Below are 15,197 nucleotides of genomic sequence, written 5' to 3'. Positions count from 1 at the left end.
TACATTTTTTCTAATCTCACAAGCCCCAGTATGGTTCTGAATGCAAAAAAACATCGCCTCAAAAAGCAAAAAGCAAATCTTTTTAGCTGTCCCTGAAACATGTTATCAAACATTGCCCATCTTTTCCATACCAGATATAACCTTGTATTTTTATCGTATTAAACCAACTTATCAATGTGATAGGATACCAGAAAGAAAAGCAATTCTCTACGCACCTTCTTTTTTTGCCTTATGGGCTTTATATTACGCCGTAAAAAATCCTTCCCTTTTTTCATCGATTTTTTGTTACGGGAAACAATGGACTTCACCCCTTTCCTTGATGTGGCTTAAATTACGTTTACAAAATGACTGCCGCCTTATGGGATCTGACGTCCCAAGCCCAATGATCATGAAGGCATTGCATCAACACGTAGCAACAAATGACTACAGTGCACTCCCCATTGGTACGTGGTTACAATTCGTAAAAAACTATAAAACAAATTGTAAAAACTTATCCATTCCCCTCTTTTGGCTTGATAACTGTAAAAATAGTATCAATATTCAGCAACTCATTTCAAAACTTCAAGGCGAAATATAGCTTTTTAAAAATACGATAAAAGCGCGTCTCCTATGAGGAATATATTTATGGAAAAAAAAGCCTTAATCGTCATTGATGTTCAAAATGACTTCTTACTTGGTGGAGCACTTGCAGTACCACAAGGTGATACTATTTTACCCGCCATCAATAATCTCATAAATCATTTTGATCACGTTATCTTAACCCAAGACTGGCATCCCAAAAACCATTGCAGCTTTGCTTCCTGCTATCCTGAAAAAAAAACCTATGATACAGTCACTCTTGACTATGGTCCTCAAATACTTTGGCCTGATCATTGTATACAAGGAACACAAGGAGCAGAGTTTCATACATCTCTTAGAGTGGAAAAGGCACAACTTATCCTTAGAAAAGGCTATAATCCAAAAATGGATAGTTATTCTGCCTTTCTTGAAAATGATCAAAAAACACCAACAGGTTTACATGTTTATCTCAAAGAACATGGTTTTACCAAGCTCATTATGTGCGGCTTAGCAACTGATTTTTGTGTCGGATTCTCTGCTCTTCACGCCATACAATACGGTTTTAAAGTCAGTGTTTCATTAAATGCTTGTGCTGGTATTGATGTAAACGGATCACTAAACACTATGCTTAAAACTATGAACGAAGCAGGTATAGAACTGTTAATGCTCTCCTAAAATATTCTTTTCTCATCTACCATTATAACATTCTGATTTATAATGAATAAATTTTTTTACCTATTTAAGAAAGGAACCCAAATATCGTAAAATTCTCTCATTTCACCCCTATTTCAATACCATTCTCTTAAAACATCATAAATAGGATTGATGTATGAATAAAAATCTTGCAAAAAAAACAGCCAAAATGCTTCTTATGAATCATTAAATGCAACAGCAGTTATGATACTAAAAGCTGGTAAAAAGTATAGCGTAAACTTGCACCTTATATTGAAGTCAAAAAGCCTCTATACGTCAAAAGTTATCCAAAAGATTATACATTATTTCCCTCATGGAGGGAAATCGCGCAATAGTGTCAACTTTAAAACAAAAACATCAATAAGCAATAACATGGCATTTTTTGCATAAAAAGCCTCTCTCTATTCAAAGACATGCGATAAACAAAAGCGTGAGAAAACACGAATTTTTCATTACTTACGACACGCCCTGTTTATCCAATTGACAACGCTTAAAACGAATCGAAGAATACAATGCCATTCCAATAATACAGACTCCCACAAGTCCTGTTAAAACTTCAGGAACCGATATAATCGTTTGCAGATACATAATCACTGCAAGAACTAGAATTGCATAAAAAGCACCATGCTCTAAATAACGATAATGCAATAATGTGCCTGATTCAACCAACATAATTGTCATAGAACGAACGTAAAATGCTCCGATACCAAGACCTATCGCAATAATAAAAAGGTTGTGTGAAAAGGCAAAAGCACCAACCACGCCATCGAAAGAAAAACTAGCATCAAGAACTTCTAAATAAAGAAACGCCCCTACTCCCCCGTGAGCTACTGTTGTTAAAGTCTTTTGAGGAGTATCCAAGAGATGACCGACAACTTCAACACCGATAAAGGTCAAAAGTCCATAAAGTGCTGCCAATAAAAAAGTTATTTTATTTTCTGCGTCAATCTGACCTGAAACAAATAAGATCAAAATCAAAACAATTGCAATATCAATTCCAACAAGCGCCCCAAACTTTTGAGCAGGTCTCTCTATAACATTAAGCCAATGCACTTCTTTTTTAGAATCAAAAAAATATTTTAAGCCAACCATCATAAGGAAAGTTCCTCCAAAAGCGGCAATCCCCATATGTGCATCGATTAAAACTTCGGCATATCGATGTGGTTCCCATATCGCTAATTTGACTGCCGCAATGGGATTAATCCCAACAGCAACGACAACCACCAATAACGGAAAAACAATCCGCATCCCAAATACAGCTATCAAAATGCCCCATATAAGAAAACGGCGACGCCATAACGGATCCATTCTACCAAGAATACGCGCATTGATAATAGAATTATCAAAAGATAAAGAAATTTCCAAAATCCCTAAAACACAGCAAATAAAAAAATATTTAAGAAAACCAGTAATGCTTCCCGTTTCGAACCAACCAATAGCCCCTCCTAAAAAAATACCAATAATCGTGAAAAAAAAAGCACACCCAAAATAGCGTAATAGGGCCATGATCATTCCTCAAAGTTTATTTTCTAATTCAACTACAGCACACACAGTATAAATCCAAAGCTTGCATCTCTTTAAAGTTGCATCTATTAATGCAGGGGTGTATAGAATATATATGGTAAGGTTACATGAAAATTCTCTCAAAAAAAAAAGCAAGAGACAAATGTAGCAACAAGGAATTTTGTTTTGAAGTAAATATCAATTGTCAATACAATAAATGAAAGATTGCTTTCTATCTACGAAAATAAAAAAATAACAAGAAATTAAAGCTATAATATTGACATTATATCATAGAATATTAATACATAGTGTGCTTTTATTATTTAATGATTTATACCATGATGATTTACCGAGGGAGATAATTCGTGGCACGTCCTGAAACTGAATCAAAAACCATATTTGGAAAACGTTTACGTTATGTACGTCTTGCTTTAGGCGATCCATCACGTGAAACCTTAGCTAAAAGTTTTAGCATGACAAAAAATTCCATTGCTTTTTATGAGCGTGGAGAGAGAGAACCCAATCTTAGTGTCTTACAAACATACCGCACGTTATATGGTGTCAATATTAATTGGCTTTTAACTGGACAAGGAAAAATGTTTGACACCGAATATACAAAAGGTGATTTTGACTGGAATTATTTTATTAAAAAAATCGAGGGACTGGAAGAAACACTTTCCGATAGTGATCGTAACGAAAAACTAAATCAAGAAAAAATCGACAGTTCTTATGAAAAATTGCAGCAATATTTGTCAAGACAAGGTTTATCAAATGGTTTTAACCCTAAAACTACAACCTCTCTTATTGATATGAAAGCTAAAATGGCCAATTCTTATACCCTTAGCTTATTCATTGATTTACTCATTCGAAGCGTATCCCAAAAAGAGGTTATAGCTAATCAATAAACGTCTATTTAAAAAGAAAAACAAAAAATGATTAAACTCTACCAGTATGGAGAAAAGTGTTTTTTACTTTATCCGTGCTGGTGAAATTTTATATAATTTATAAACTTTGTTTCTATAACGACAGAAAAAATATTTGCGTTGTAAATAAAAGTATAGTGTCATTAAATTAAAAAAAATAATTTTATAGTATAAAATTCTCATTCATATCTTATTGACAATAATTTTTTTCTTGTTAAAAGAATAATAGCTCTCATAGAAATTATTTTTTAAGGTCAGAAAATTTAAGGGGCATATATTGACGACTTCCTAGAGAGACATAGATTAATGTTTACAAGCGGATTAGTTAAATATTTATCCTGAAAATTATCAGCTATTTTATGAGGTGGGAAGCATGTATTTTGAGGTGTTTCAAGGAGTTCACAATCAATGGTACTGGCGTTTAATCTCAGGAGATGCACAAAAAATTGCTTTTTCTAGTAAAGGTTACCCAACAAAACAAGATATCCTAATCAATATTGAGCAAATAAAAGAAATTACACATAAGGCTCTTATTAGAGAACTACAGTCCTAACGTTCTTTACCATTAAAACAAGCGTTTATTTTGTATAATGGTATGGTAGTTACTTTTGTGACAAATGAAAAGTGATGGATTTCCCCTCAATGAGAGAAAGTTCTTGTATTATTTCTAACACTCACAAATAACAGTCATATTCTTACAGATTATATGTTTATTTTTAATCATACTCAAATCTCTATAGCCTTTATCAAAAAGAAAATCTCTTAAGTTTTGTATTTTTCATAAAAAATAAACAAACATGAAGAGAAGATAAATCATCAATGATGAAATATATTTACTCTCCAAGATATTAATATCTTTTACGTTCATATTCCTCTTCTGTATCTGATAACCATAACTGACTTACCGATTTCATCTTCATAAAAAGCAAATATCTCTTTCTTTCTATTATCATGCAATTTTTTATACCTATTAGCTGAAACTATCGTGGCATTTATACCTTACATCTAAAAGGAACGCGCAAAATTGTTTCCAGCAATAATATAAAATTTCTGGATTGTATAGACACGCTTTTTAATAACCAGCCTACCTATAAACTAGTTTATCATCATAAATTCTTATTTTATGATCAACGACGCTCTGTCTTATAAAATTAAATGTTGTCATAAAATCAGAGTAAACCTGAATATCTCTTCCAATACAATCTCTCCATCAGCACCATAATTGGCTTCATTAAAGTTTATCTCTCTCGTCATTCCAATATTCCTAACACATTTCCAAACCCTTTAATGCAAAATATGAATACAATCACTCTTTATCATCTTCAGATTTAAGCATTTTTTTATATTTCTTTTCATTTTTTTCATATTGCTTAATTTGTTTTTTCAGTTTTTCAATTGCTTGGTCACGTCTTTTAATCACCATACTTTGCTCTCTAATAGCCCTATCTCGTTCTTCAGTCATCTTCATAGAATCTCTTAAAAACTCATGCTTTATTCTTCTAGATTCCTCTTTTAAAATTTTCACTTGACTGCGATAATATAAAGAAAACCGAAATATAACCCCGCTGCATAACAAAACAACAACCATTGCTCCCAATAAAATTTCGTTTACACTCATTTGGATCTCCCTTAATTGTCGCTCAAGTGATCATCTTGATCAATTTGTTTCATCCTCAATCAAAAAAAGAATGCAATAAATCGCATGTTCCAAGTGTGAACAGTCACTCTCGGCGTTCTTATTTTCTCCATTAAAGCATTGATAAATGACGCAAAAAAATCTCTGAAAGCGGCTAAATCTACACTCACACCAATTATTTGCGACACATTTATTGACACAAAATACAAAAAATAAGGAACGTCAAATAAAACTAACGACGCAATCCAATCATACAAGCCTTGCCCAAATCGTTCCTATCTTCCTTTTTTACGCCATGTGGAATGCGGCTATATATGAAAGTTTTTCATTATTACAAAAATCTTCAGTGTCACAAAGCACAGCATTTCTGTAAAATTTTGCCTTCCCACAAATCTTTACATCACCACAAACTAAAGCATCATTATAAACTCGAGCCTTTCTACAATCACGAGTATCACCACAAAGTTCAATACATTGAGCATTCAAAACTTGATCAAAAAAGACCGCATTAGCATAAACATATGCATCTCCACTCATATTTAAATAACGATAAAGTTCTTATTTTTCATAAACATGCGAACTCGTACGAACGACTAAACAACCATATGTTAATGCATTGTTATAAATAACAATATCATTATAAACACAGACTTCATTATAAACCGCAGCATCATAAAAACACATTCACCCCCATAAGGGCATTGATCGAATGTGCAATTCTACCAAACAACCACCTTTGTGGATCAGATTACCTTCCTGTTTAATAAAATATCCAAGATCACTTTTTTAATATTTCCCATTTTTTTACGCATATATACGATATACCATCTGATAGTGATCTAATTTATTACAATAAAGAAGAAATCAGTATTCTTTGTCTATGCAATTTACATTTTTTCTACAGCCATTATCCTATCTCTTAAGGCTCTAAAGCTTTGTTATATTCACACACTACCTCAACGCAGAATTTTTTTTACAAATTCTGATGTTGGGGTATATCTTGATTTATAATGCTGCTACGTATACTATCATAGTGAAATCTCATAAACATACGAGTGTGTATCGCCCTTTCTGGTATACACATTTACTTTTTCACAACCGTGGAACTAAGCAACCATTTTTATTGATTCGAATCTGAAAGTGTATGGGGACATTTTGTTATTAGTTAAAAACAACTCTATATGCTTCCTTAGCGAAGAGCTACACATGGATATTTTCACGCTCCTTGTATCATATATTCTGGATTCGCAACGCAATATTAACGCTATAGCGTAAATATGTAAAGGTCTAAAAATGACAAAGACTGAAAAAGATTGGTTCCAACGCTTAGTTGAATTGATAAAAAGTGACGGACGAACAATGATTGAAATAAGCAGAGCTGCAGGCTGTGGACAAAATTACGTCCAACAAATGATAAATGGAGGCAAGAGGCCTTCTGTAGATAAACTCATGGCTATTTTGAATACACTGGGAAATGCTAGTGCCATATATGTAATAACTGGTTTCAACATTTCCGATGAAGATTTAAAACTCATAACTTTGATTTCGTCTGGAGATAAAAAGAAGATTGAAGCCTTAAATGTTCTGTTGAATGAGCAGAATCTGTAGAATTTTCTACTTTATCCAATATCGCTTGCTTTTGAGACGTCGATAAAGACTCCCATTTCACAATAATATCAGATAAAGTTGTTTCAAATTTTTTATCATTCTTCATAGTCATACTCCATGTAGTCACACTATATAACGCTAAAGCGTTTAAAATATATCTCATACCTTAGAAAAAAATATTTGCAATAGGCAGTATGGAAGCAATTGTGTACAAACTTATTTTACAAAATCAGATGAAGTTCTATTAGTCATGTACCATGGTGAAACAGAAAGCATCACACGATCCAGACCTTCTTATGAAAATTGGTATAATCTATCAAAAACGCGAATAATGTTACGCAGATCTTGCGATTCGGACCAATAAAAACTAATGTGAAAATATCCCTGAAGACACTCCTGAACTCTATATAAGAGAACACGAAAGAGCTTTTTTGAAAAAAATACATCACAATTTATTCTACATAGCACTATCTATGTTTTTTTAACAATATTGCAAAGCAAGAATATAACAATGTTATAGGAATAAATTCTTATAAACAGAGCCTCACTACCTAAAACTCTGTAACACATTTACAGGTAACCTCCCCTCTAAACGCACCTTGTAAATACTAATATAAGTCTCTATCATAAGCAAAAATGATACTATTAAAAAATAAAACGAATCACCACGCACAATCTTTTTACGTAAATTTGATACAGATTTACAACAAGAGAGAAATTCCCTTATGCAAATGAAGAATTATATTTTCAAAGTATGACTTTGAAGAAGAAGTATACTTTTCCCAAAAAACACTCTCCCTGCCAATAATTTTTCATAAGAGAAGAAACTCATAACAAAGATCAAACTCTCCTCACAATCAATACAAGGAAGATTTTAGCAATACAAAAAAGAGCTAGGTTTATCAAAATACGATCAATCCCCGATGAGAATAAAATCAAAAAAGACCTTTGGTTCTTCAATAACAATTCGAATTACATGCTATACTTTGAGCATTAAACAGAAAATACACAAAGTCCAAAATGGTATTTTAATGAATTTTCCAATATCATAGAAAACATTTCTTACAGAATAATAAAATGCTTATTACAATAGAATCTGGATGATGCAAAGCAATAGAAACAATCACTCAATTGATTTTTCAAAGAATAATTAATAAAATTCTTTCAGAGAACACGCCACCGTCACTATGAACAATATTTCTCAAAATATCAAATAGAATTCCTTTCTTGTGAAAAAGAAAATATCAACAAATGTTATCATCGTTGCCCCCATGATACATATGAATGCCCATAGATCACATTCTCTTATACACTAACCTTTCATCACGATGATGCTATTCGAACGTCTAAAAGACATTAACATCACTTAGAAAAAAGCAAATTTACACTAAATTTTTTTTGAGCCATTTGTTCTGAACAGGTACAATCTTTAAAATTGCTTTTATTGAGGTCTATTTATTTGCAGAACAAGTATAAATAAACTTATCCAATGAAGCTTTTAGCCTTCTATTTTATGAAGAACACCATACAGAAAAATTATAAAACAGTATATGAATTAAAAAAGTAAATAGGACACATATCAGTTAATCCAAATGCTAAAAGGTTGCAAGTGAGAGAACTTCTTTGATGAAACTAAGAAAACATACCATCATATTAAAGCGACTGAGAGAAAAAACTGCAACAAACAACGACTAAAAGATTCTAAAAAAACAGGAAAATAAATAAAAAACGAAAAAGGTAGAATCTCAAAACTTTTAAGCGATCTATTTTTCTATTGGACATTTCCCTATTGGTGGGCCCGGAGGGACTCGAACCCCCAACCAAGCGGTTATGAGCCGCTGGCTCTAACCAATTGAGCTACAGGCCCTACATAGGTTGTTTCTCTCTAAACTAAAATGCCCTATGATACAAGAGCTGACAAAGATTATAACCCATCTTTTTCTCTTTTTTTCTCTTTTCTATTGGTTTTTTTTCCAGTGCTCTAATTTCTTTACAAAAACTCTCAAAAATGAGAAAGTAATAAACTGATAAATATTAAAGGAATAGATATGATAAAAAAGAAAATTCAACCACTGAAGGGGTCTCTGGTTAAAACAGCTATATTAGCATTCACACTCTTAACCACTTCATTGACTGTGCATGCTGAAGCAAACAAAATAAAAAATGCAACAATCACAGTGACTGCAACCGGAGAAAGTCAAGCAGCACCGGATATGGCCATTATTAATCTAGCCGTTGTTACCTATGACAAAACTGCCCAAAAGGCATTAGCTTCTAATAATCAATCCATCAATGATATTATAAAAGCTTTTAAAAACAATGGTATCCAAGCAAATGATTTGCAAACATCAGGCTTATCCATTTATCAGTCGACCTCTGATAACCACCACGAAAAAAAGAATAATGAAAAACTCTATCATGTTTCAAATTCTTTAACCGTGCGCATTCGTGATCTTACCAATGCTGGTAAAATCTTTGATCAAGCGATGACACTAGGTGTTAATTCAGTTAACGGCATTACTTTTACCAACGCAGATACAAAGCCATTTTATCAAGAAGCACGTAAAAAAGCCATTACTGAAGCCATTGAAAAAGCGCAAACGATAGCACAAGCTGCCGATTTAAAATTAGGAAAAATTATTGAAATCAATGAAAAGGATGATTACTACCATCCAGCACCACGTCTCATGAGTAGAGCAGCAGATGCAAGCTACGCAAATACAAATTTTGCAGGTGGTGAATTAAATTATAATGTGAGTGTCACTGTAGTCTTTGCGATCGATTAAGTCACCAACTGTTGTATAAAAAATCACATTACTGGCCTTCACGTAGAAGACCAGTAATGTGATAAAGATAATCTTCCTCAGATAATAATTCGTCTTCGTAAATCTCTATCTGTTCGCGTGCAGAAATACGCGCGATATGTACCGTCTGACAATCTCCTGATACCAATGGATGCCACCAATGAAGATCTTTTCCCTCGTAAATTAATCTATAAGCACAACTTTCTGGAAGCCAACAGGCTGTTTTAACTGTTGTAATGTCTAGCGATATACAATCTGGTACAATTGATTTACGATGAGCATAATCTCGACACCTGCAGGTTTCCCCATCTAAAAGACGACAAGCAATACTGGTTGCATAAAGGTCACCCGTATCGTCGTCCTCAACTTTATGGAGACAACAACGGCCACAGCCATCACAAAGGCTCTCCCACTCAGAAATGGAAATCTCTTCTAATTTTTTTACTTTCCAAAAGGGAAGTTCTTCACTCATAAACTCAGACACACCTTTTTAAATTAAGACGATCTATAAAAAATGAAACATTTAATTTCTATAATTTCATCTATTTTTGTCTCTTAAAAAGATTAAACTCAATGTATAGTTTAAACCATGTTCTTAAAATCCATCTGAATAAAAAGAGAATATTCAAAAAATAGCGTATATAAATGAACGTAACCTATTAAAACATCTTTTTGTAAACTTAACGAAGAATAAAATGCGTCACCTAAAATGATAGAAAAATTCCGCAAAGAATATACATTTTCATCAAAAAGTCCGTATGTTGCAATATAAGTTTATTCCTAATAGATCTCATTTCTTAAAAAACGAGCCGTGCTATACGCAAGGTAGTGTTTTATCGTTCATTTTTTGAAAGCCCCCCTACTCTTTACTCCATAACCACCCTTTGCCCTATATCTATTGAGATAGTATAAAGCCCCAAAGATAAGAAAAACATTAAACATCGTAAACTTTCTAGATTATTCAAATTCTTCCTATGTTTTTCTCAAAAAAGTATCCAAGTACAACATGAAGCACCTCCCCCCTTCATTAAGAAGAAGAAGAAGGAAGCTATTAAAATGCACACGAATTCCTTTATTTAAGAATCGAGAAAACTGCGCAATTTTCGTGAACGGCTAGGATGTTTTAATTTACGAAGTGCCTTTGCTTCGATCTGACGAATACGCTCTCTTGTAACTGAAAATTGTTGTCCTACTTCTTCCAACGTGTGATCTGTATTCATCCCTATTCCAAAACGCATACGCAAAACACGCTCTTCCCGCGGTGTTAATGAAGCAAGAACGCGTGTTGTCGTATCTCGCAGATTAGCTTGGATAGCAGCATCAATTGGTAATAACGCATTCCTATCCTCAATAAAATCACCCAAATGGGAATCATCTTCATCACCAACAGGCGTTTCGAGTGAAATAGGCTCTTTTGCAATTTTAAGAACTTTTCGTACTTTTTCTAACGGCATAGAAAGCTTGCTAGACAATTCTTCTGGTGTTGGTTCTCGTCCAATTTCATGGAGAATCTGACGCGAGGTACGAACGATTTTATTAATTGTTTCAATCATATGAACAGGGATACGAATTGTACGTGCCTGATCAGCAATTGAACGTGTAATAGCCTGACGAATCCACCATGTCGCATAAGTTGAAAACTTGTAACCGCGCCGATATTCAAACTTATCCACAGCCTTCATCAAACCGATATTGCCCTCTTGAATAAGATCAAGAAACTGCAAACCACGATTGGTGTATTTTTTTGCAATTGAAATGACAAGACGCAAATTAGATTCTACCATCTCTTTTTTCGCAATTGTTGATTCGCGTTCACCTTTCTGCACCTGCATAACAATCCGACGAAATTCACCAATCGAAATAGCCGTTTCTTGCGCAAGATTTTGTATCTCACTTCGCAGTTTATGGATTTCTTTTGCTTCACGCACCGAAAACTCTTTCCAACCAGGTGTAGGCAAAGCAGCAATATAATTCATCCAATCCGCGTCCAATTCACGCCCTTGGTATTCTTTTAAAAAATCCTCATGGCCAATGCCATAGCTATTGGCAATCCGTTTCAGCTTACCTTCATTATGAATCAATCTCTTATTAATGTCATAAAGCTGTTCAACTAAAGCTTCGATACGATTTTGGTTTAAAGAAAGAGATTTTACTGCTTGAATCAACTCACCCTTTAATTGAATATATTTCTTCTTCTGAGAAGATGTAAGTGCCCCCTCTTTACGCTCTGCCAAACTGCTTTCAACATGCTGATCTTGTAATTTTCGTAATTTTACATAGGTTTGAGCAATAAAATCCAATGTTTCCATAACTTGAGGACAAAGTTCATTTTCCATTGCAGCAAGCGATAAGTTAACATCGTCCTCGTCTTCTTCATCATCGTCTTCAATGTTTCTCTCTCCTGCGCTCTCCCCCATATTACGTATACCAGAAGACATTTTTTCTTCTACTGTCTTATCAACTTCACTTCGCTCAATAACAGGAGCCTGCTTTGCTTCTGGACCAGCATAAGTCGTTTCAAGATCAATAATTTCGCGAAGAAGAATACGCTGTTCTTTTAACTCGTCACGCCAAATAATAAGAGCCTGAAAAGTCAAAGGGCTCTCACAAAGTCCGGCAATCATTGTCTCACGCCCTGCTTCAATACGCTTAGCAATGGCAATTTCGCCTTCCCGTGAAAGAAGCTCAACAGCCCCCATTTCACGCAAATACATACGCACCGGATCATCGGTGCGATCTGTTACTTCGCGTTTATTCGTTGTCGTTGCAATTGCGTGGCTAGAGGCTTCTACTAAATCCCCCCCCTCTACCGTAACTTCTTCTTCATAATTTTCAGACTCAACTTCATCCTCATCATCCACAACATTAACCCCCATCTCAGAGAACATCGCCAAGATATCTTCAATTTGTTCGGATGTAACCTCGTCAGAAGGAAGAACTGCATTGAGTTCATCCATCGTTACGTAACCATTTTTTTTGGCAAGTTTAATCATTTTCTTGATGGCATCATCAGAAAAATCAAGAAGAGGGCCATCTAAACTCGCTTGGCTTTTTACTTCTGCATTATCTTTCTGTTTAACCTTTGTTGCCATACCATAACTCCACTCGATCACGCCATAGTTTCTATGTGACCAGCTTTTTTGTTCTCACTTCAATCACCCAATAGTTTCTTATATATATTTCTTAAGAGATTACTATTAGAAAGAATACATTTTGTATACACCTTGTCATTCAGCCAAAAACGCGGGAAAACTCCAGAAGTTTCCCCGACACCTCTCAGTCCTTCTGAGATAATCTCTGTACCCTATCGTAAGAACCAATTTCCCGCTTTTCCTAAAATTTGCCCGCTTTTCCTAAAATTTAATTGTCATCTTTATAAGAATGTCACTCCACATAAACCTCCTCATCTAAAATTTAAGTGACTGATTCGCATTAAAAAAGCGAATCATTTTATCGTATCTTGTGTATTCCCGTCTATTTTTTCATCCAACCAACTTCCAAATCCTTCAATTAACGCTTCTGTTGCCTGCATCTGCTCCAGCTCATTTTTTACCTCACGAAGCAGATCAAAAACCTCACTCTTAGGATTTTCTACAAGTTGCTCTTCAATATCCTGTAACCTCTTATGTAGGTGGTGTTCTTGAAGATGCAAGTAGACAGCTTGTTTTAATATAGCACGTGCATCTTCTATAGGAGATCCACCAAGAATAATACGCATACCAATATTTTGCACAAGATATTTCATACGCTCTAACAGAGCCTTTTGTCCTCTTTTTTCTAAGAATGCAACCATCGTCTCTTTATCATGAAGCTGTTGGTCCCCAAGAATTTCCAACATGGCTTGATGAAAAATTATCAATTGAGTATTTTTTAATTCTAACTCAGAAAGAATTTCAAAATTTTCATACCACAACTCAGGATAGTAAGCTAAAGTAAGTAAAATCACTGCTTCACGCAAAGGGATAGATTGCGAAGAATTTCGTACTATTTCAGAATTTGCTAACAGAGAAAAGGTTTGATCTTTAAAGGTCCTATTTGGTGAAGATTGACCATATCGCCCTTCCCCCTTTTGTTTTGAAAAAGAGGGACGAAAAAAATCAAAAAGGCGTTTTTTTATATCTTGCAAATAATAACGACGGACATCTTCATCCTTAATCGTAAAAATTTGTTGTTTTAGTTGTTTTTCTAGCGCTGCTCGTGCCTCTGGAATTTCAAAATGCTTTCCATAGGTAGCACGCCACCATAAAAGCTCACTCAAAGGAATAGCTTTTTGCAAAAAAGAAGAAAAAAGCTGTGCTCCACCAGCACAAACAATTTCATCAGGATCTTTCCCTTGTGGCAACAAAACAAAGCGTACACAAACCCCAGCCTTTAAAAGAGGCAACACACGATCAGCAACACGAAAAGCAGCTTTTAAACCAGCATCATCACCATCAAAACACAAAATAGGCTCCTTCCCCATCTGCCATAAAAGCTCAATTTGCGCTTCCGTTAATGCTGTCCCTAAGGGTGCTACAACTCCTTCAAAACCAGCTTTAGTCAATGCAATAACATCCATATACCCCTCAACAACAAGGAGTGAATGAATTTTCTCATCGCCAACAAAGCGACTATTTTTGCGAGCTGCTGCCGCGTTATAAAGTATATTTCCTTTATGAAACAGCACTGTTTCAGGGCTATTGAGATATTTTGCTCGTGTATCTTTCTCTAATGCACGCCCTCCGAAAGCCACCACACGTCCGCGCAAATCTTCGATAGGAAACATAATGCGATTTCTAAATCGGTCATAAGAATCCGCGCTCTCCTCATGCACTGAGAGAAGCCCACATTCTTCCATTTGCTTTATTGAAATGCCCTGTGCACTCAAAGCTTCTTTCAAAGCTGTACGCCTTACCGGTGCAAAACCAATGCGGAAACGCTCTACAAGCTCTGGTGTAACACCACGTGCATCCAGATAACGACGTGCTTGCATACCTCCTTTATCGCGTAAATTATATTGAAAAAAATCTGTAGCAATTTTCATCACATCATAAAGGTCAGTTTTTTCCAGTTGACGCTGATGACTTTGTGAATCCAAAATAGGGAGTTTCATTCCCGCAAAATCAGCCAAACGCTCTACACTTTCTGAAAAGTGCAGTCCATCAAGCTCACACAAAAAGGTAAAAATATCTCCACTTACACCACAACCAAAACAATAATAGCGCCCTTTATGATCATCACAATGAAAACTTGGCGTTTTTTCACCATGAAATGGACAACAACACCAAAAGTCTCCCCGTGAAGGCTTACTTTTTCGAGGATCAAAATCCACCCGTTGACCAATTACTGTTGAAATTGGGAGTCTCGTACGCAGTTCATTAAGGAAATCGGGCGGAAAACGCATTATCTCTCACAGAGTTTAAAAATTCTTTTTTGCATATTTAACGACTTTAGAGCATAATTCCAATACTTCCTCTTAAGCAGTTGTAAAAT

13 protein-coding genes and 1 tRNA gene are annotated in these 15,197 nt (G+C 34.8%); 6 read left to right on the top strand and 8 right to left on the bottom strand.

The genetic code is table 11. The annotated features are described in order from the left end of the window. Nucleotides 1–40 precede the first annotated feature (40 nt). The gene (locus tag ACFIM8_RS05545) at nucleotides 41–577 is read left to right on the top strand and encodes a hypothetical protein (RefSeq protein ID WP_375606954.1); all 537 of its coding nucleotides are present in this window, start codon (nucleotides 41–43) and stop codon (nucleotides 575–577) included. A 47-nt stretch (nucleotides 578–624) separates the two neighbouring features. After that, a complete protein-coding gene (gene pncA, locus ACFIM8_RS05540) occupies nucleotides 625–1,233 on the top strand; it encodes a bifunctional nicotinamidase/pyrazinamidase (RefSeq protein ID WP_375606953.1) in 609 nt (202 codons plus the stop codon). Between the two features lie 474 nt (nucleotides 1,234–1,707). Here the strand turns inward: pncA and ACFIM8_RS05535 are convergent, their stop codons facing one another. After that, nucleotides 1,708–2,757: a DUF475 domain-containing protein gene (locus ACFIM8_RS05535; protein ID WP_375609260.1), complete on the bottom strand. Its 1,050-nt coding sequence runs from the start codon at nucleotides 2,755–2,757 to the stop codon at nucleotides 1,708–1,710. A 362-nt stretch (nucleotides 2,758–3,119) separates the two neighbouring features. Between ACFIM8_RS05535 and ACFIM8_RS05530 the strand changes: the two genes are divergently transcribed. Both ACFIM8_RS05530 and ACFIM8_RS05525 read left to right on the top strand, forming a co-directional pair. Beyond that, nucleotides 3,120–3,659, top strand: a complete 540-nt coding sequence (locus ACFIM8_RS05530; protein ID WP_375606950.1) for a helix-turn-helix domain-containing protein — start codon at nucleotides 3,120–3,122, stop codon at nucleotides 3,657–3,659. A gap of 391 nt (nucleotides 3,660–4,050) precedes the next feature. After that, nucleotides 4,051–4,230: a DUF1508 domain-containing protein gene (locus tag ACFIM8_RS05525; RefSeq protein ID WP_142416545.1), complete on the top strand. Its 180-nt coding sequence runs from the start codon at nucleotides 4,051–4,053 to the stop codon at nucleotides 4,228–4,230. Between the two features lie 753 nt (nucleotides 4,231–4,983). Here ACFIM8_RS05525 and ACFIM8_RS05520 read toward each other — a convergent pair. Then, nucleotides 4,984–5,295, bottom strand: coding sequence for a hypothetical protein (locus tag ACFIM8_RS05520; RefSeq protein WP_273790799.1), 312 nt, complete (start codon nucleotides 5,293–5,295; stop codon nucleotides 4,984–4,986). Nucleotides 5,296–5,871: 576 nt separating this feature from the next. After that, nucleotides 5,872–5,997 carry a hypothetical protein gene (locus tag ACFIM8_RS05515; protein WP_375606949.1) on the bottom strand — a complete coding sequence of 42 codons (126 nt, stop codon included), beginning with the start codon at nucleotides 5,995–5,997 and terminating at the stop codon, nucleotides 5,872–5,874. Nucleotides 5,998–6,606: 609 nt separating this feature from the next. Here ACFIM8_RS05515 and ACFIM8_RS05510 point away from each other — a divergent pair. Then, nucleotides 6,607–6,921: a helix-turn-helix domain-containing protein gene (locus ACFIM8_RS05510; protein WP_007347852.1), complete on the top strand. Its 315-nt coding sequence runs from the start codon at nucleotides 6,607–6,609 to the stop codon at nucleotides 6,919–6,921. Here the strand turns inward: ACFIM8_RS05510 and ACFIM8_RS05505 are convergent. Together ACFIM8_RS05505 and ACFIM8_RS05500 are read right to left on the bottom strand one after the other, a co-directional pair. Then, nucleotides 6,845–7,027: a hypothetical protein gene (locus ACFIM8_RS05505; protein WP_273790801.1), complete on the bottom strand. Its 183-nt coding sequence runs from the start codon at nucleotides 7,025–7,027 to the stop codon at nucleotides 6,845–6,847. The two genes, ACFIM8_RS05510 and ACFIM8_RS05505, sit on opposite strands and share 77 nt — an antisense overlap. A gap of 1,684 nt (nucleotides 7,028–8,711) precedes the next feature. Continuing rightward, nucleotides 8,712–8,788 (bottom strand) — tRNA-Ile (locus tag ACFIM8_RS05500). A 181-nt stretch (nucleotides 8,789–8,969) separates the two neighbouring features. Between ACFIM8_RS05500 and ACFIM8_RS05495 the strand changes: the two genes are divergently transcribed. Next, nucleotides 8,970–9,707, top strand: a complete 738-nt coding sequence (locus tag ACFIM8_RS05495) for an SIMPL domain-containing protein (protein ID WP_375606948.1) — start codon at nucleotides 8,970–8,972, stop codon at nucleotides 9,705–9,707. Nucleotides 9,708–9,735: 28 nt separating this feature from the next. Here ACFIM8_RS05495 and ACFIM8_RS05490 read toward each other — a convergent pair whose 3' ends face one another. The 3 genes from ACFIM8_RS05490 to dnaG form a co-directional block, all read right to left on the bottom strand. Then, nucleotides 9,736–10,197 (bottom strand): YcgN family cysteine cluster protein, encoded by a 462-nt coding sequence (locus tag ACFIM8_RS05490; protein ID WP_375606947.1) that lies wholly within the window; start codon nucleotides 10,195–10,197, stop codon nucleotides 9,736–9,738. A gap of 604 nt (nucleotides 10,198–10,801) precedes the next feature. Then, on the bottom strand, nucleotides 10,802–12,817 hold the full coding sequence (gene rpoD / locus ACFIM8_RS05485; RefSeq protein WP_375606946.1) for an RNA polymerase sigma factor RpoD: 2,016 nt from the start codon (nucleotides 12,815–12,817) through the stop codon (nucleotides 10,802–10,804). A gap of 353 nt (nucleotides 12,818–13,170) precedes the next feature. Beyond that, nucleotides 13,171–15,108, bottom strand: a complete 1,938-nt coding sequence (gene dnaG / locus ACFIM8_RS05480; RefSeq protein WP_375614606.1) for a DNA primase — start codon at nucleotides 15,106–15,108, stop codon at nucleotides 13,171–13,173. Nucleotides 15,109–15,197: the final 89 nt, after the last annotated feature.

It is taken from the genome of Bartonella sp. AC535YNZD, from assembly GCF_042196625.1.
GTDB lineage: Bacteria > Pseudomonadota > Alphaproteobacteria > Rhizobiales > Rhizobiaceae > Bartonella.
This window is presented reverse-complemented; position numbering and strand designations above follow the sequence as displayed.